Here is a 17113-nt window from a genome sequence, read left to right on the forward strand (position 1 = left end):
CTTAATGTCCACCAAAACGATAAAGCATATTTTGAAAATGCGAGGCTATCATTTGTGCGCGCTGTAAAATAACATTTTTCATTTCTTCATTATTGTAAATTTTATCTAAACTTTCTTCAAAAAGTCCTAACCAAATTCCAAAAAATTCTTGCGGAAAAGGAGGCAAATCAAGATGTTTTTTTAGAGGTTGTCCGATATAATCACCTTCCCCTAGCAACATTCCTACCCAAAAATTCCCTATTTTTGCTTTGTGCTCTTTCCAAACTTCATCGCTAGTTCCTATGGCATTGTTAAAAATAGGCCCTAAATCCTTATCTTTTCTTATTTTGTCATAAAAAAGTTCCATAAGTTTAGCTATACTTTCTTGATTTATAGTTTCATATTTCATTGTGTTTGCCTTTGGATAAAAATTTATCGTTAATATAGCACAAACAAAATGAGATAAAATTAACATAGGTTAAATATTATAATGCAAGAGTATTTAGATTTTTTAAAGGGTATAGGTAAAATAAGAAAATTTGAAAAAAATAATATTTTATTTTTTGAAGGCGAAAAGGCATTAAAATTTTTTATTCTTTTAAAAGGTAGAGTGCGTGTATACAAAAGCACAGCAGGCGAAAAAGAGATTACTTTGCATTATTTTACCCCGCCTAATTTTATAGCCGAAATGCCTACATTTAAGCGTTTGAGATATCCAGCAAATGCTATTTGTGAAGAATATTGTGAAATTTTAGAAATTGATTTTGAAGATTTTGAAACCCTGTGCAGCCAAAATAAAGAATTTAATTTCTTGCTTATTTCATCTCTTTTTGAAAAAATTAAAATTTTAGAAAAAAAATTATTAGAAAATTCTTTGGATTTAAAAAGTAAACTTGCAAGATATCTTTTGGAAAATGAAAAGAATTTGGCTCAAATTTCGCAAAGACAAATTGCAGTGGATTTAAGTGTTCGTGCTGAATCTTTGTCAAGAATTCTAAAAGAATTTAAAAATTCAGAGCTAATTGAGACAAAAAAGGGTAAAATTGAGATCCTAGATAAAGAGGGTTTAAAAAAAGGACTTTGGTAATAGGAATAAAATGGATTTTGATTTTATACTAGCTAATTCAAATGCTTTTATTGCAGCTGCTTGGCTTACTTTAAAACTTAGTTTTTTTGGTATTATTTTTTCTATAATTATAGGCTTTTTTTGTATTTTAATGAGTTATTTTAAAATAACGATTATGGAAGCTTTTTGTAAAGTTTATATAGAATTTTCTCGCAATACTCCTTTATTGATACAGCTTTTTTTCTTGTATTATGCTTTGCCTAAATTTGATATTCATTTAGAACAAATTCCGCCTTTGAATTTGATTTGTTTAAGTGTAGATGAGGCTTTGCGTCCAGCGTTTGCTTGTGCTATTGTGGGGCTTAGTTTTTTGGGCGGTTCTTATATGGCAGAGAGTTTTAGAGCTGGTTTTGAAGCCATTAAAAAGCAGCAATTTGAAGCAGGTCTTTCTTTGGGTTTTACTAAATTGAATAATTTGCGTTATGTTATAATGCCTCAAGCTTTAGGGGTTTGCTTACCAGGAATAAGCGCAAATATTGTTTTTCTTATTAAAGAAACCTCTGTTGTGAGCATTATAGCTTTGCCGGATTTAGTTACCGTTATGAAGGGTTTAAATTCACTTACTTATAAAACGGATGAGCTTTTATTGCTTTTGTTTTTGGGATATTTATGTATCATACTGCCTATTTCTTTGTTTTTGTTCTTTTTGGAAAAAAGGTTTTCAAATGTTTGATCTATTAAATCCAGATACTTTAAGTCGACTTTGGAAAGGCTTGTATATCACACTTGAAATTTCTATTGTAAGCATTATTATAACTTCTTTTGGCGGGCTTTTTTTAGGTATTTTGATGAGCCTTAAAAATCGTTATATTTATATTTTATGTCGTTTTGCTTTAGAATTTGTTCGTGTTATGCCGCTACTAGTATGGCTTTTTATGGTATATTTTGGACTTTCTAGATGGTTGGGTATAAATTTAAGCAGTGTAAGTTCGGCTATTATTGTTTTTAGTATTTGGGGAAGTTTTGAAATGATGGATTTGGTAAGAACTTCTTTAAAAAGCATTCCTAAACACCAATACGAAAGTGCAGCAAGTCTTGGTTTAAATAAAGCTCAAAGTTATTTTTATGTTATCATTCCTCAAGCTATACGTCGTTTAACACCTATGAGTATGAATTTATTAACGCGCATGATTAAAAGTACAACTTTTGCTTATTTAATCGGTGCGGTAGAGCTTGTAAAAGTGGGGCAGCAAATCATCGAATTTAACAACAAAAATGATTTAGCACCATTTATTATTTATGGTCTAATCTTTTTTATCTTTTTTTTAATTTGCTATCCCGTTACTTTATATTCTAAAAAATTAGAAAAAAAATGGAGTTAAAATGAGTATTTTAAAGATAAAAAATTTGCAAAAATATTATGGCTCTCATTATGCTTTAAAGAATATCAACTTAGAAGTAAAACAAAAAGAAGTGGTGGTGATTTTAGGTCCAAGTGGTTGCGGAAAATCTACTCTTTTGCGTTGTATTAATGGACTTGAGGAAATTGCAGATGGGGTTATAGAAATAGGACAAGATAAGATCGATAAAAATTTTAAAGATTGGACAAGAGTGCGTCAAAAAGTGAGTATGGTATTTCAATCATACGAGCTATTTGAACATTTAAGCGTGAAAGATAACATACTTTTAGGTCCTTTAAAAGTACAAAAAAGAGCTAAAGAAGAAGTTTTGCAAGAAGCTAAAATTTGGCTTGAAAAAGTAGGTTTAGCACATAAAATCGATGCTTATCCAAAAGAGTTAAGCGGAGGGCAAAAACAAAGAATAGCTATAGTGCGCAGTCTTTGCATGAATCCAGAGCTTATGCTTTTTGATGAGGTTACAGCAGCACTTGATCCTGAAATCGTTCGTGAAGTTTTAGAGGTAATTTTAAATTTGGCAAAAGATGGAATGACTATGCTTATAGTCACTCACGAGATGGGATTTGCAAGAGCGGTAGCCGATAGAATAATTTTTATGGATAATGGAGAAATTATCGAAGAAAATACTCCTGATGGTTTTTTTGAAAATCCTAAAAGCGAAAGAGCTAAGAAATTCCTTAATTTATTTGACTATCATAAATGATTTCAATAAAAAATCTTAGTTTTTGTATTTTTAATGGGAAATTTTTAATTATGAAATTGTTTTTTAAATAATTTATAGCGCATAATCTTGACAAACTATTTTTTTTCAGATATAATACCATCTTTAAATTATTTGCTGGTTTAGCTCAGTTGGTAGAGCAGCTGCCTTGTAAGCAGCAGGTCGGGGGTTCAAGTCCCTTAACCAGCTCCATTATTTTAGCAGTGTTTGACCAGAATATTACAATAAGCTTAGATGTAATATTTCATTTATGGTGAGTTACTCAAGTGGCCAACGAGGGCAGACTGTAAATCTGCTGGCTTTCGCCTTCCGTGGTTCGAATCCACGACTCACCACCATGCTTTGCGGGAGTAGCTCAGTTGGCTAGAGCATCAGCCTTCCAAGCTGAGGGTCGCGGGTTCGAGTCCCGTTTCCCGCTCCAAAGTTTGACTGGGAGCTGTATTTTTTTTCTAACTTACAGTAAATCCCCTAAAATTGTTTTTTTAGTTGTCTATATTTTTATATAATTTTTCTGAGCGCTCGTATGGCTCAGAGGTAGAGCACTCCCTTGGTAAGGGAGAGGTCGCGGGTTCAATTCCCGCTATGAGCTCCATAAAATTGAAAAAATTATAAATATAGACTTGCCTTGTTAAATTTTTATATGGAGGAAAAAATGGCTAAAGAAAAATTTTCACGTAATAAGCCACATGTAAACATTGGTACTATTGGTCACGTTGACCACGGTAAAACTACTTTGACAGCTGCTATTTCTGCTGTTCTTTCAAGAAGAGGTTTGGCAGAACTTAAAGATTATGATAATATTGATAACGCTCCTGAAGAAAAAGAAAGAGGTATCACTATTGCAACTTCTCATATTGAATATGAAACAGATAATCGCCACTATGCACACGTTGATTGTCCAGGTCACGCTGACTATGTTAAAAACATGATCACTGGTGCTGCTCAAATGGACGGTGCTATCCTTGTTGTTTCTGCAGCTGATGGTCCTATGCCACAAACTAGAGAGCACATCCTTCTATCACGCCAAGTAGGTGTTCCATATATCGTTGTATTTATGAATAAAGCAGATATGGTTGATGATGCTGAACTTTTAGAATTGGTTGAAATGGAAATTAGAGAATTATTAAGCTCTTATGATTTCCCAGGTGATGACACACCTATTATTTCAGGTTCTGCTTTAAAAGCTCTTGAAGAAGCAAAAGCTGGACAAGATGGCGAATGGTCAGCGAAAATTATGGATCTTATGGCTGCTGTTGATAGCTATATTCCAACTCCAACTCGTGACACTGAAAAAGATTTCTTAATGCCAATTGAAGATGTTTTCTCAATTTCAGGTCGTGGTACTGTTGTTACAGGTAGAATTGAAAAAGGTATTGTAAAAGTTGGTGATACTATAGAAATCGTTGGTATTAAAGATACTCAAACAACAACTGTAACTGGCGTTGAAATGTTTAGAAAAGAAATGGACCAAGGTGAAGCAGGGGATAATGTTGGTGTTCTTCTTCGTGGTACAAAAAAAGAAGAAGTTATCCGCGGTATGGTTCTTGCTAAACCAAAATCAATTACTCCACATACTGATTTCGAAGCTGAAGTTTATATCCTAAATAAAGATGAGGGTGGTAGACATACTCCATTCTTTAATAACTATAGACCGCAATTCTATGTAAGAACAACAGATGTAACAGGTTCTATTAAATTAGCTGATGGCGTTGAAATGGTTATGCCTGGTGAAAATGTAAGAATTACTGTAAGCTTGATTGCACCAGTAGCGCTTGAAGAAGGTACTCGTTTTGCTATCCGTGAAGGTGGTAAAACTGTTGGTTCAGGTGTTGTTTCTAAAATTATTAAGTAATTTTAAAAGCCAAGTTTAATACTTGGCTTTAAATTTTTTAAGGAAAATATAAATGAGAATTAAAGTTGGTTTGAAATGTGAAGAATGTGGTGATATTAATTATAGCACCTATAAAAATAGCAAAAATACTACAGAAAAATTGGAATTAAAAAAATATTGCCCAAGATTAAAAAAACACACACTTCACAAAGAAGTTAAGCTAAAAAGTTAAGCTTATGCCCTAGGGCAATAGCTCCAACGGTAGAGCGCCGGATTCCAAATCCGATGGTTGGGGGTTCGAATCCCTCTTGCCCTGCCATAATTAAGGTTTAAATAAATGGAAAAATTAATAACTTATTTTAAATTATCAAAAGCCGAATTAAGGAAAGTAATTTTTCCTTTAAAAGAACAGGTAAGAAATGCTTATATTACAGTTTTTGTAGTGGTTGCGGTTATTTCTTTGTTTTTGGCGTTAGTGGATTGGATTATGTCCTCTATTGTTTCTGCGATTGTATAAGGAGAACAAAATTTGAGTACTCATAAATGGTATGCAATCCAAACTTATGCTGGTAGCGAAATGGCAGTTAAAAGAGCCATTGAAAATTTAGTAAAAGATAATGGAATCGAAGAGCAACTAAAAGAAATAGTTGTTCCGACTGAAGATGTTATTGAATTTAAAAATGGAAAAGAAAAGATAAGTGAAAGAAGTTTGTATTCTGGGTATGTTTTTGCACATCTAGATTTAAATACAGAACTTTGGCATCGCATTCAATCTCTTCCAAAAGTTGGTCGTTTTATTGGAGAATCAAAAAAACCTACTCCTTTAACAGAAAAAGATATTAATTTAATTTTGGAAAAAGTGCATAATCGTGCTGCTCCAAAACCTAAAATTTCTTTTGAAGAAGGAGAAAATGTAAGAATTACTGAAGGTCCATTTGCAAACTTTACTGCTATAGTAGAAGAATACGATATGGTTCGTGGATTACTAAAACTTAATGTTTCTATTTTTGGACGTTCTACTCCAGTAGAGATCTTGTATTCTCAAGTTGAGAAAATAATTTAATTTATATCAAGTAAGGAGATTTGTTATGGCTAAAAAAGTCGTAGGCGAAATTAAATTGCAAATTGCAGCTACAAAAGCTAATCCATCGCCACCTGTAGGTCCTGCTTTGGGTCAGCAAGGTGTAAATATCATGGAATTTTGTAAAGCTTTTAATGAAAGAACAAAGGATATGGCAGGATTTAATATCCCTGTTGTTATTACTGTTTATGCTGATAAAAGCTTTACTTTTATTACAAAACAACCACCTGCTACAGATTTAATTAAAAAAGCAGCTGGAATTTCTAAAGGTACAGATAATCCACTTAAGAACAAGGTAGGTAAATTAACTCGTGCCCAAGTTTTAGAAATTGTTGATAAAAAAATTGCAGATTTAAATACTAAGGATAGAGATCAAGCTGCGAAAATTATTGCAGGTTCAGCTCGCTCTATGGGTGTTGAAATCGTAGATTAAAACCTTTTACCGCTAAGGTAAAAAGCGGTAGCACTTTAAAAATGCGGAGAAAAATATATGGCTAAAATAACTAAAAGATTAAAAGAATTATCACAAAAAATTGATGTAAGCAAAGAGTATACTTTAAATGAAGCAATTGAAACAGTAAGAAATTTAAAATCTGCAAAATTTGATGAAACTGTTGAAATCGCACTTAAATTGAATGTTGATCCAAGACATGCAGATCAAATGGTTAGAGGTTCTGTTGTACTTCCTGCTGGAACAGGTAAAAAAGTTCGTGTAGCTGTTATTGCAAAAGATGCTAAGGCAGATGAAGCAAAAAATGCTGGAGCAGATATTGTAGGAAGTGATGACTTGATAGAAGAAATTCAAAAAGGCAATATGAATTTTGATGTATTAATCGCAACTCCTAATTTAATGGGTCTTGTGGGTAAAGTAGGTAGAATCTTAGGACCTAAAGGTTTAATGCCAAATCCAAAAACCGGAACAGTTACTATGGATGTAGCTCAAGCAGTTAATAATGCTAAAAGCGGACAAGTAAATTTCCGTGTAGACAAACAAGGAAATATTCATGCAGGCCTTGGAAAAGTAAGTTTTTCTAAAGAGCAACTTTGGGATAATATTTCTACTTTTATTAAAGCGATTAATAAACATAAACCTGCAGCAGCTAAAGGTAGATATATTAAAAGCGCAGCTTTGTCTTTAACAATGAGTCCTTCTGTAAAACTTGAAACGCAAGAATTACTTGATATGAAGTAAGAGTTGCTATAATGCAACTCTTTTTAAATAAACATCTGAAAAAATTTTTATTTTTTGAGATGTTTATTTTAGATTGAAGATAGTCGAGGCGAAAGCTTAATTTGGGTAAAACCACTCTGCTTGAAATCTCAATCGGAAAGGAGAAAATGTGACTAGAAGCGAAAAAGTTGAGATTATTGCTAAACTTCAAGAAGAATTTAAAATTAGCGAAGCAATTGTAGTTTGTAATTACAAAGGCTTGAGCACTAAAAAGCTTGAAGAACTTAGAAATAATGCGAGAGAAAACAATGTAAAAGTTCAAATTATTAAAAACACTTTGGCTAACATTGCTCTTAATAATTCCGGTAAAACAGGTCTGGTTCTTAAAGATACTAATATTTATCTTTGGGGCGAGGATCAACTTAGCGTTTCAAAAGTAGCAGCTAAATTTGAAGAAAATAATGATAAATTTGAAATTAAAACTGCTCATATTGAAGGTGAAGTTGCAGATGTTGCTAAGGTTAGAGCTTTGGCAAAAATGCCTTCTCGCAATGAGTTGCTTGCTATGCTTTTGCAAGTTTGGAATGCGCCAATTACCAATTTCACTATCGGTTTAAATGCGCTTAAAAATAAAAAAGAATCTGAATAATAAATAAAGGATAAAAAATGGCAATTTCTAAAGAAGATGTATTAGAATTTATTTCAAATTTAAGTGTTCTTGAGCTTTCTGAGCTTGTAAAAGAATTTGAAGAAAAATTTGGTGTATCTGCTGCTCCTGTAATGGTAGCAGGTGGTGCAGTAGCAGGTGGTGCAGCAGCTGCAGCTGAAGAAAAAACTGAATTTGATATCGTTTTAGTTGATGGTGGTGCTAAAAAGATCGAAGTAATTAAAATCGTTCGTGCTTTAACTGGTCTTGGACTTAAAGAAGCAAAAGATGCAGTAGAGCAAACACCTTCAACCTTAAAAGAAGGCGTGGCTAAAGCTGATGCAGAAGAAACTAAAAAACAACTTGAAGAAGCTGGTGCTAAAGTAGAACTTAAGTAATTAAGCTTTAAAAGTTTAAGAAGATTTGCTTATTTAAGTAAGTCTTCTTTTTTATTTTTTACCTAGATATTAGGTCTTCTTTTTTAAATTTACAAAATTTACCACGAGGTATATGCAATATGTTAGACAATAAATTAAGAAATCGTTTAAGAGTAGATTTCTCCAATATTTCAAAGCAAATAGAAATTCCAAATCTTCTTCAACTTCAAAAAGCAAGTTTTGATTATTTTTTAAATCTTGAAAATGGTGAAAGTGGAATAGAAAAAGTATTTAAATCAATCTTTCCTATCCATGATCCACAAAATAGGTTAAGTCTTGAGTATGTTAGTAGCGAAATTGGAAAACCAAAATACACAATTCGTGAGTGCATGGAAAGAGGTTTGACTTACTCTGTAAATTTAAAAATGAAAATCCGTCTTACCTTACATGAGAAAGATGAGAAAACAGGTGAAAAAGTTGGTATAAAAGATATCAAGGAACAAGAAATTTATATAAGAGAAATTCCATTGATGACAGATAGGGTTTCTTTTATTATCAATGGGGTTGAAAGAGTTGTAGTTAATCAGCTTCATAGAAGTCCAGGCGTAATCTTCAAAGAAGAAGAAAGCTCGACTGTTGTTAATAAGCTTGTATACACTGCTCAAATTATTCCTGATCGCGGTTCTTGGCTTTATTTTGAATATGATGCTAAGGATGTATTGTATGTAAGGATTAATAAAAGAAGAAAAGTTCCAGTAACAATGCTTTTTAGAGCTTTAGGATATAAAAAACAAGATATTATTAAATTATTTTATCCTATTCAGACTATTCACGTTAAAAAAGATAAATTTTTAACAGAATTTAATCCAAGTGATTTTATGGATAGAATAGAATACGATATCAAGGATGAAAAGGGTAATATTATCCATCAAGCCGGTAAAAGATTAACCAAGAAAAAAGCAGAACAGCTTATTAAAGATGGCTTAAAATGGATAGAATATCCAGTAGAAATTTTGTTAAATCGTTATCTAGCCAATCCTATTATTGATAAAGAAAGTGGCGAAGTTTTATTTGACTCTCTAACCTTACTTGATGAAAGCAAACTTGCTAAAATTAAAGAGCAAAAAAGTTTTGAAATAGCTAATGACTTGGCTAATGGCGTTGATGCAGCTATTATTAATTCATTTGCACAAGATAATGAAACTTTAAAATTATTAAAACAAAGTGAAAATATCGATGATGAAAATGATTTAGCAGCTATTAGAATTTATAAAGTAATGCGCCCAGGTGAGCCTGTTGTAAAAGATGCAGCTAAAGCCTTTGTTAATGATTTATTTTTTAATCCTGAAAGATATGATCTTACTAAAGTAGGTCGTATGAAAATGAACCATAAACTAGGACTTGAAGTTCCAGAATATGTAACAGTTCTAACCAATGAAGACATTATCAAAACTGCAAAATATTTGATTAAAGTAAAAAATGGCAAAGGTCATATCGATGATAGAGATCATTTAGGAAATCGTCGTATTCGTTCTATTGGAGAACTTTTAGCGAATGAACTTCATTTAGGTCTTGCTAAAATGCAAAAGGCTATAAGAGATAAATTTACTTCTTTAAATGCAGATATTGACAAAGTAATGCCTTATGATTTGATTAATCCTAAAATGATTACAACAACAATCATTGAATTCTTTACAGGTGGACAGCTTTCACAATTCATGGATCAAACCAACCCTTTAAGCGAGGTTACTCATAAGCGTCGTTTGTCAGCACTTGGTGAAGGTGGACTTGTAAAAGAAAGAGCAGGTTTTGAAGTGCGTGATGTTCACGCGACACATTATGGTAGAATTTGTCCAGTTGAAACACCTGAAGGTCAAAATATTGGTTTGATTAACACTCTTTCTACTTATGCAAAAGTAAATGAACTTGGCTTTGTTGAAGCGCCATATAGAAAAGTTGTAAATGGTAAAGTGACTAATGAAGTTGTTTATCTTACAGCGACACAAGAAGAAGGCTTGTTTATCGCACCAGCTTCAACTAAGGTTGATGCTAAAGGCAATATAGTAGAAGAATTTGTTGAGGCTAGGCAAGATGGTGAAACTATACTTGCAAGACGCGAAGAAGTGCAATTAATCGATCTTTGCTCAGGTATGGTTGTTGGAGTTGCAGCTTCTTTGATTCCGTTTTTAGAGCACGATGATGCAAACAGAGCGCTAATGGGTTCAAACATGCAACGTCAAGCTGTACCACTTCTTACTGCTTCAGCTCCGATAGTAGGAACAGGTATGGAACAAATTATTGCGCGTGATGCTTGGGAAGCTGTTAAAGCAAAGCGTGGCGGTGTGGTTGAGAAAGTGGATAATAAAAGCATTTTCATTTTAGGTGAAGATGATAAAGGTCCATTTATTGACCATTACACTATGGAGAAAAATTTAAGAACCAATCAAAATACAAATTATATTCAACACCCTATTGTTAAAAAAGGTGATATAGTAAAAGCAGGACAAATTATAGCTGATGGTCCTTCTATGGATCAAGGTGAGCTTGCTATCGGAAAAAATGCTTTGATTGCCTTTATGCCTTGGAATGGATATAACTACGAAGATGCTATAGTAGTAAGTGAAAGAATTATACGCGAAGATACTTTTACTAGTGTTCATATTTACGAAAAAGAAATAGAAGCTAGAGAGCTAAAAGATGGTATAGAAGAGATTACTAAAGATATACCAAATGTCAAAGAAGAAGATGTAGCACATTTGGATGAAAGTGGTATAGCAAAAATTGGTACCCATATAAAGCCAGGTATGATTTTAGTAGGTAAGGTTTCTCCAAAAGGCGAAGTAAAGCCAACTCCTGAAGAAAGACTTTTAAGAGCAATTTTTGGTGAAAAAGCCGGCCATGTGGTTAATAAATCCCTTTATGCTACTGCTTCTTTAGAAGGTGTAGTTGTAGATGTGAAAATTTTCACCAAAAAAGGATATGAAAAAGACGATAGAGCTTTAAAATCCTATGATAAAGAAAAAATGTCTTTAGAAAAAGAACATCATGATAGACTTTTAATGATGGATAGAGAAGAGATGCTACGCGTTTGTGCATTGCTTTCTAGGTCTGCTTTAATGAGTGATCAAAAAATAGGCGATAAAAGCTATACAAAAGGACAAAAAGCAAGTTTGGAGGACTTGGAAAAAATTAATCGTTTCACTTTAACTACTTTGATTAAAGCTTATTCTAAAGAAGTTCAAAAAGAATACGAAGAATTAAAAAATCATTTCCAAAACGAGAAGAAAAAGCTTAAAGCTGAACATGATGAAAAACTTGAAATTTTAGAAAAAGATGATATCTTACCAAGTGGAGTAATTAAGCTTGTTAAGGTGTATATCGCAACAAAACGCAAGCTTAAAGTGGGCGATAAAATGGCAGGACGCCATGGAAACAAAGGTATAGTTTCTACTATAGTACCTGAAGTGGATATGCCTTATTTGCCAAATGGAAAAAGTGTGGATATTGCACTCAATCCACTTGGGGTTCCAAGCCGTATGAATATAGGGCAAATTTTAGAAAGCCACTTAGGTCTTGTGGGGCTTAGACTGGGTGATCAAATTCAAGAAATTTTTGACAGAAAACAAAAAGATTTCGTTAAAGAATTAAGAGCAAAAATGCTTGAAATATGTTCTATTCCAAGACTTGCAAATGAAAAAGAATTTATTAAAAATTTAAGCGATGAAGAGCTTTTAAATTACGCAAGAGATTGGAGCAAGGGTGTTAAATTTGCAACTCCTGTTTTCGAGGGAGTCAATATAGAAGAGTTTGCAAAACTTTTTGAAATAGCAAAGATTGACATGGATGGCAAAACAGAACTTTATGATGGGCGCACTGGAGAAAAAATCGCTGAGAGAGTTCATGTAGGATGTATGTATATGCTAAAACTTCACCATTTGGTCGATGAAAAAGTTCATGCTAGAAGTACTGGACCTTATAGTTTGGTTACCCAGCAGCCTGTGGGCGGTAAAGCACTCTTTGGTGGACAAAGATTTGGTGAAATGGAAGTTTGGGCGCTTGAAGCTTATGGAGCAGCTCATACCTTAAGAGAGATGCTTACTATAAAATCCGATGATGTTGAAGGTAGATTTAGTGCTTATAAAGCGCTTACCAAAGGAGAAAATGTCCCAGCAACAGGAATTCCGGAGACATTTTTTGTATTGACTAATGAGCTTAAGTCTCTAGCTTTAGATGTTGAGATTTTTGACAAGGATGAAGACAATGAGTAAATTTAAAGTAATAGAAATAAAAGAAGATGCAAGACCTAGGGATTTTGAAGCATTTCAACTTAGACTTGCAAGTCCTGAAAAAATTAAATCTTGGTCTTATGGTGAAGTAAAAAAGCCAGAGACTATTAATTATAGAACTTTAAAACCAGAAAGAGATGGGCTTTTTTGCGCTAAAATTTTTGGACCTATTAGAGATTATGAATGTCTTTGTGGTAAATACAAAAAAATGCGCTTTAAAGGCGTTAAGTGTGAAAAATGTGGAGTTGAAGTTGCAAATTCAAAAGTTCGTCGCTCTAGAATGGGGCATATTGAACTTGTAACCCCAGTAGCTCATATTTGGTATGTTAATTCTCTTCCAAGTCGTATAGGAACACTTCTAGGTGTTAAAATGAAGGATCTTGAACGCGTACTTTATTATGAGGCTTATATCGTGGAAAATGCAGGAGATGCGTATTATGATAATGAAAGTACTAAAAAAGTAGAATATTGTGATGTATTGAATGAAGAGCAATATCAAAATTTGATGCAGCGTTATGAAAATAGCGGCTTTAAAGCAAGAATGGGTGGAGAAGTTGTTCGTGATCTACTTGCAAATTTAGATCTTGTGGCGCTTTTAAATCAGCTTAAAGAAGAAATGGCTGCTACAAATTCAGAAGCTAAGAAAAAAACCATTATAAAGCGTTTAAAAGTTGTAGAAAACTTCTTAAATTCAAATTTAAATGCAAATACAAATAACGAAGATGCAGTACCAAATCGTCCTGAATGGATGATGATTACAAACTTACCTGTATTGCCACCTGATTTGCGTCCTTTGGTTGCTTTAGATGGGGGTAAATTTGCAGTTTCTGATGTAAATGATTTATACCGCCGTGTTATTAACAGAAATACACGTCTTAAAAAACTTATGGAGCTTGATGCGCCTGAAATTATTATCAGAAATGAAAAAAGAATGCTACAAGAAGCTGTAGATGCACTTTTTGATAATGGTCGTCGTGCTAATGCAGTTAAAGGAGCAAACAAACGCCCGTTAAAATCTTTGAGTGAAATTATCAAAGGTAAACAAGGTCGTTTTAGACAAAACTTGCTAGGTAAAAGGGTGGATTTTTCAGGTCGTAGCGTTATTGTTGTAGGACCAAAACTTAGAATGGATCAATGCGGCTTACCTAAAAAAATGGCTTTAGAACTTTTCAAGCCACATTTATTGGCTAAGCTTGAAGAAAAAGGTTATGCCACTACAGTAAAACAAGCTAAAAAAATGATAGAAAACAAAACTAATGAAGTTTGGGAATGTTTAGAAGAGGTAGTAAAGGGACATCCTGTTATGTTAAACCGTGCACCTACTTTGCATAAGCTTTCTATCCAAGCTTTCCATCCTGTTTTAGTTGAAGGGAAGGCAATACAACTCCATCCTTTAGTTTGTGCAGCATTTAACGCGGATTTTGATGGTGACCAAATGGCGGTGCATGTGCCACTTTCTCAAGAAGCGATCGCAGAATGTAAGGTTTTAATGCTTTCTTCTATGAATATTCTTTTGCCTGCAAGTGGAAAGTCTGTAACCGTTCCATCGCAAGATATGGTTTTAGGAATTTATTATCTTTCGTTGGAAAAAGCAGGTGCTAAAGGTTCGCATAAAATTTGTACAGGCATTGATGAAGTGATGATGGCACTTGAAAGCAAGTGTTTGGATATTCATGCTAGCATACAAACTATGGTAGATGGTAGAAAGATTACCACTACAGCAGGAAGATTGATTGTTAAATCCATCTTGCCTGATTTTGTGCCTGAAAATAGTTGGAATAAAGTCTTAAAGAAAAAAGACATTGCTGCGCTTGTGGATCATGTATATAAACAAGGTGGTTTAGAGATTACAGCAAGTTTTTTAGATAGACTTAAAAATTTAGGTTTTGAATATGCAACTAAAGCAGGTATTTCAATTTCGATTGCAGATATTATTGTTCCTAATGATAAACAAAAAGCTATCGATGAAGCAAAAAAACAAGTAAGAGAAATTCAAAATTCTTATAATCTTGGTTTGATCACTTCAGGGGAAAGATACAATAAAATCATTGATATTTGGAAAAGTACAAACAATGTTCTTTCAAAAGAAATGATGAAGCTTGTAGAAAAAGATAAAGGAGGTTTTAACTCTATTTATATGATGGCAGATTCTGGTGCTAGGGGTAGCGCAGCTCAAATTTCTCAGCTTGCTGCGATGAGAGGACTTATGACCAAGCCTGATGGATCGATTATTGAAACGCCTATTATTTCAAATTTCCGTGAAGGTTTGAATGTTCTTGAGTATTTTATTTCAACTCACGGAGCTAGAAAAGGTTTAGCAGATACTGCTCTTAAAACAGCAAATGCGGGTTATTTGACAAGAAAACTTATTGATGTGGCGCAAAATGTAAAAATTACCATTGAAGATTGTGGAACACATGAGGGTGTTGAAATCAATGAAATTACCGCAGATAGTTCTATTATAGAAACTTTAGAAGAAAGAATTTTAGGCAGGGTTTTAGCTGAGGATGTGATTGATCCTATTACAAATTCTGTACTTTTTACAGAAGGTACCTTAATAGATGAAGAAAAAGCTAGAATATTAGGAGAAAGCGGTGTAAAAAGTGTAAATATTCGCACTCCAATCACTTGTAAAGCTAAAAAAGGAATTTGTGCAAAATGTTATGGAATCAATCTTGGCGAAGGCAAGCTTGTTAAGCCAGGTGAGGCAGTGGGTATTATCTCTGCTCAATCTATCGGTGAGCCAGGAACTCAACTTACGCTTAGAACCTTCCACAGCGGGGGAACTGCAAGCACAGATTTACAAGATAGACAAGTAAGCGCTCAAAAAGAAGGTTTTATAAGATTTTATAATCTTAAAACTTATAAAAACAAAGAGGGCAAAGATATAGTAGCTAATCGTAGAAATGCAGCGATTTTGCTTGTGGAGCCAAAAATTAAAGCACCATTTAAAGGTATTGTTAATATAGAAAACATTCATGAAGATGTAATTATTTCTATTAAAGATAAAAAACAAGAAGCAAAATATATTCTTAGAAAATACGATCTTGCTAAACCAAATGAATTAGCGGGTGTTAGCGGAAGTATTGATGGAAAGCTTTATTTACCGTATCAAAGCGGTGCTGAAGTTGAAGAAAATGAAAGTATTGTTGAGATGATTAAAGAGGGTTGGAATGTGCCAAACCGTATTCCATTTGCAAGTGAAATTCTTGTAAAAGATGGAGATCCTGTTGTGCAAAATATCAAAGCAGGGGAAAAAGGAATTTTAAAATTCTATATTCTTAAGGGCGATGGACTTGATAGGGTTAGAAATATTAAAAAAGGCGATATAGTAAAAGAAAAAGGATTTTTTGTTGTAGTTGCTGATGAAAATGATAGAGAGGCAAAAAGACATTACATCCCAAGAGAGTCAAGAATAGAATTTAATGATAGCGAAGAGGTTAATTTTGATTCTATAATCGCTAGTGCGCCAAAACAAGAAAAGTCAGTTATTGCAGAATGGGATGCTTATAATAATACTATCATTGCAGAAATTGATGGTGTTGTAAGCTTTGAGGATATTGAAGCAGGTTATAGTGCTGATGAGCAAATTGATGAAGCTACAGGTAAGCGTTCTTTAGTAATTAATGAGTATTTACCTAGCGGAGTTAGACCAACTTTGATAATTGCAGGAAAAGGTGATAAAGCTGTGCGTTATCACCTTGAACCAAAAACCGTTATTTTTGTTCATGATGGCGATAAAATTGCTCAAGCAGATATTTTAGCAAAAACTCCAAAAGCAGCAGCTAAATCAAAGGATATTACAGGAGGTCTTCCAAGAGTTTCTGAACTTTTTGAAGCAAGAAAACCAAAAAATGCGGCTGTGATTGCAGAAATTGATGGTGTTGTTCGTTTTGATAAGCCTTTGCGTTCTAAAGAAAGAATTATTATCCAAGCAGAAGATGGAACAAGTGCTGAGTATTTAATCGACAAATCAAAACATATTCAAGTAAGAGATGGAGAGTTTATTCATGCAGGTGAAAAACTTACAGATGGAGTTGTTTCGAGTCATGATGTGCTTAAAATTTTAGGTGAAAAAGCCTTGCATTATTATTTGATTTCTGAAATTCAGCAAGTTTATCGCGGACAAGGTGTTGTGATTTCTGATAAACATATAGAAGTTATCGTTTCTCAAATGCTAAGACAAGTAAAAGTTGTAGATAGTGGACATACGAAATTTATTGAAGGTGATTTGGTTTCAAGACGTAAATTCCGTGAAGAAAATGAAAGAATCATTAGAATGGGTGGAGAACCAGCTATTGCCGAACCTGTGCTTTTAGGTGTAACAAGAGCAGCGATTGGAAGTGATAGTGTGATTTCTGCGGCTTCATTCCAAGAAACTACCAAAGTTTTAACTGAAGCAAGTATAGCAGGTAAATTTGACTACTTAGAAGATTTAAAAGAAAATGTTATTCTAGGTAGAATGATTCCTGTTGGAACAGGGCTTTATGGCGAACAAAATTTAAAACTTAAAGAACAAGAATAAAACTCTATTTTA

The 17113-nt window shown here is 33.4% G+C and carries 15 protein-coding genes and 5 tRNA genes; 19 read left to right on the forward strand and 1 reads right to left on the reverse strand.

All coding sequences use genetic code 11. The features are described from left to right. Position 1: 1 nt before the first annotated feature. Positions 2 to 388, reverse strand: coding sequence for a truncated hemoglobin Ctb (ctb, locus tag BGS43_RS07115; RefSeq protein WP_025398749.1), 387 nt, complete (start codon positions 386 to 388; stop codon positions 2 to 4). Positions 389 to 469: 81 nt separating this feature from the next. Between ctb and nssR the strand changes: the two genes are divergently transcribed. From nssR to rpoC, 19 genes are all read left to right on the forward strand, one after another. Beyond that, positions 470 to 1066 carry a nitrosative stress-sensitive transcriptional regulator NssR gene (gene nssR, locus BGS43_RS07120; RefSeq protein ID WP_002780788.1) on the forward strand — a complete coding sequence of 199 codons (597 nt, stop codon included), beginning with the start codon at positions 470 to 472 and terminating at the stop codon, positions 1064 to 1066. Between the two features lie 10 nt (positions 1067 to 1076). Then, positions 1077 to 1778: an amino acid ABC transporter permease gene (locus BGS43_RS07125; protein ID WP_002778476.1), complete on the forward strand. Its 702-nt coding sequence runs from the start codon at positions 1077 to 1079 to the stop codon at positions 1776 to 1778. Beyond that, the gene (locus BGS43_RS07130) at positions 1771 to 2427 is read left to right on the forward strand and encodes an amino acid ABC transporter permease (RefSeq protein WP_042963932.1); all 657 of its coding nucleotides are present in this window, start codon (positions 1771 to 1773) and stop codon (positions 2425 to 2427) included. Before BGS43_RS07125 ends, BGS43_RS07130 begins: the two co-directional genes overlap by 8 nt. 1 nt (position 2428) lies before the next feature. Then, complete coding sequence (locus BGS43_RS07135) at positions 2429 to 3166, forward strand: amino acid ABC transporter ATP-binding protein (RefSeq protein WP_057032935.1); 738 nt, start codon at positions 2429 to 2431, stop codon at positions 3164 to 3166. 134 nt (positions 3167 to 3300) lie between these two features. Continuing rightward, positions 3301 to 3376 (forward strand) — tRNA-Thr (locus tag BGS43_RS07140). A 60-nt stretch (positions 3377 to 3436) separates the two neighbouring features. Beyond that, a tRNA-Tyr gene (locus tag BGS43_RS07145) sits at positions 3437 to 3522 on the forward strand. Between the two features lie 6 nt (positions 3523 to 3528). Next, positions 3529 to 3605: transfer RNA gene (locus BGS43_RS07150), tRNA-Gly, on the forward strand. 96 nt (positions 3606 to 3701) lie between these two features. Continuing rightward, positions 3702 to 3776: transfer RNA gene (locus BGS43_RS07155), tRNA-Thr, on the forward strand. A gap of 60 nt (positions 3777 to 3836) precedes the next feature. Continuing rightward, a complete protein-coding gene (gene tuf, locus BGS43_RS07160) occupies positions 3837 to 5036 on the forward strand; it encodes an elongation factor Tu (protein WP_002779448.1) in 1200 nt (399 codons plus the stop codon). A 52-nt stretch (positions 5037 to 5088) separates the two neighbouring features. Beyond that, a complete protein-coding gene (gene rpmG / locus BGS43_RS07165; RefSeq protein ID WP_002793551.1) occupies positions 5089 to 5247 on the forward strand; it encodes a 50S ribosomal protein L33 in 159 nt (52 codons plus the stop codon). A gap of 11 nt (positions 5248 to 5258) precedes the next feature. Next, positions 5259 to 5334 (forward strand) — tRNA-Trp (locus tag BGS43_RS07170). 18 nt (positions 5335 to 5352) lie between these two features. Then, positions 5353 to 5532, forward strand: a complete 180-nt coding sequence (gene secE, locus BGS43_RS07175) for a preprotein translocase subunit SecE (RefSeq protein ID WP_002780792.1) — start codon at positions 5353 to 5355, stop codon at positions 5530 to 5532. 12 nt (positions 5533 to 5544) lie between these two features. After that, the gene (gene nusG, locus BGS43_RS07180; RefSeq protein WP_002779451.1) at positions 5545 to 6078 is read left to right on the forward strand and encodes a transcription termination/antitermination protein NusG; all 534 of its coding nucleotides are present in this window, start codon (positions 5545 to 5547) and stop codon (positions 6076 to 6078) included. Between the two features lie 25 nt (positions 6079 to 6103). Then, complete coding sequence (rplK, locus tag BGS43_RS07185) at positions 6104 to 6529, forward strand: 50S ribosomal protein L11 (protein WP_002779452.1); 426 nt, start codon at positions 6104 to 6106, stop codon at positions 6527 to 6529. A gap of 57 nt (positions 6530 to 6586) precedes the next feature. After that, entirely contained in the window at positions 6587 to 7288 is a 702-nt protein-coding gene (gene rplA / locus BGS43_RS07190; protein ID WP_042963934.1) for a 50S ribosomal protein L1, read from the forward strand. Positions 7289 to 7436: 148 nt separating this feature from the next. Next, positions 7437 to 7916, forward strand: a complete 480-nt coding sequence (gene rplJ, locus BGS43_RS07195; protein WP_002806542.1) for a 50S ribosomal protein L10 — start codon at positions 7437 to 7439, stop codon at positions 7914 to 7916. Between the two features lie 17 nt (positions 7917 to 7933). Further along, positions 7934 to 8311 carry a 50S ribosomal protein L7/L12 gene (gene rplL, locus BGS43_RS07200; RefSeq protein WP_042963935.1) on the forward strand — a complete coding sequence of 126 codons (378 nt, stop codon included), beginning with the start codon at positions 7934 to 7936 and terminating at the stop codon, positions 8309 to 8311. Positions 8312 to 8421: 110 nt separating this feature from the next. Then, positions 8422 to 12558, forward strand: coding sequence for a DNA-directed RNA polymerase subunit beta (gene rpoB / locus BGS43_RS07205; RefSeq protein ID WP_096569307.1), 4137 nt, complete (start codon positions 8422 to 8424; stop codon positions 12556 to 12558). Continuing rightward, complete coding sequence (rpoC, locus tag BGS43_RS07210) at positions 12551 to 17101, forward strand: DNA-directed RNA polymerase subunit beta' (RefSeq protein WP_025398750.1); 4551 nt, start codon at positions 12551 to 12553, stop codon at positions 17099 to 17101. Before rpoB ends, rpoC begins: the two co-directional genes overlap by 8 nt. Positions 17102 to 17113: the final 12 nt, after the last annotated feature.

The organism is Campylobacter sp. 110 (genome assembly GCF_002383965.1).
Classification (GTDB): domain Bacteria; phylum Campylobacterota; class Campylobacteria; order Campylobacterales; family Campylobacteraceae; genus Campylobacter_D; species Campylobacter_D coli.

Excerpts from the sequence above, each read along its gene's own strand:
- BGS43_RS07135 (WP_057032935.1), top strand. The coding sequence starts at position 2,429 with ATGAGTATTTTAAAGATAAAAAATTTGCAAAAATATTATGGCTCTCAT.
- ctb (WP_025398749.1), bottom strand. The coding sequence starts at position 388 with ATGAAATATGAAACTATAAATCAAGAAAGTATAGCTAAACTTATGGAA.
- tuf (WP_002779448.1), top strand. The coding sequence starts at position 3,837 with ATGGCTAAAGAAAAATTTTCACGTAATAAGCCACATGTAAACATTGGT.
- BGS43_RS07130 (WP_042963932.1), top strand. The coding sequence starts at position 1,771 with ATGTTTGATCTATTAAATCCAGATACTTTAAGTCGACTTTGGAAAGGC.
- rplA (WP_042963934.1), top strand. The coding sequence starts at position 6,587 with ATGGCTAAAATAACTAAAAGATTAAAAGAATTATCACAAAAAATTGAT.
- nssR (WP_002780788.1), top strand. The coding sequence starts at position 470 with ATGCAAGAGTATTTAGATTTTTTAAAGGGTATAGGTAAAATAAGAAAA.
- rpmG (WP_002793551.1), top strand. The coding sequence starts at position 5,089 with ATGAGAATTAAAGTTGGTTTGAAATGTGAAGAATGTGGTGATATTAAT.
- BGS43_RS07125 (WP_002778476.1), top strand. The coding sequence starts at position 1,077 with ATGGATTTTGATTTTATACTAGCTAATTCAAATGCTTTTATTGCAGCT.
- rpoC (WP_025398750.1), top strand. The coding sequence starts at position 12,551 with ATGAGTAAATTTAAAGTAATAGAAATAAAAGAAGATGCAAGACCTAGG.
- rplK (WP_002779452.1), top strand. The coding sequence starts at position 6,104 with ATGGCTAAAAAAGTCGTAGGCGAAATTAAATTGCAAATTGCAGCTACA.
- secE (WP_002780792.1), top strand. The coding sequence starts at position 5,353 with ATGGAAAAATTAATAACTTATTTTAAATTATCAAAAGCCGAATTAAGG.
- rplL (WP_042963935.1), top strand. The coding sequence starts at position 7,934 with ATGGCAATTTCTAAAGAAGATGTATTAGAATTTATTTCAAATTTAAGT.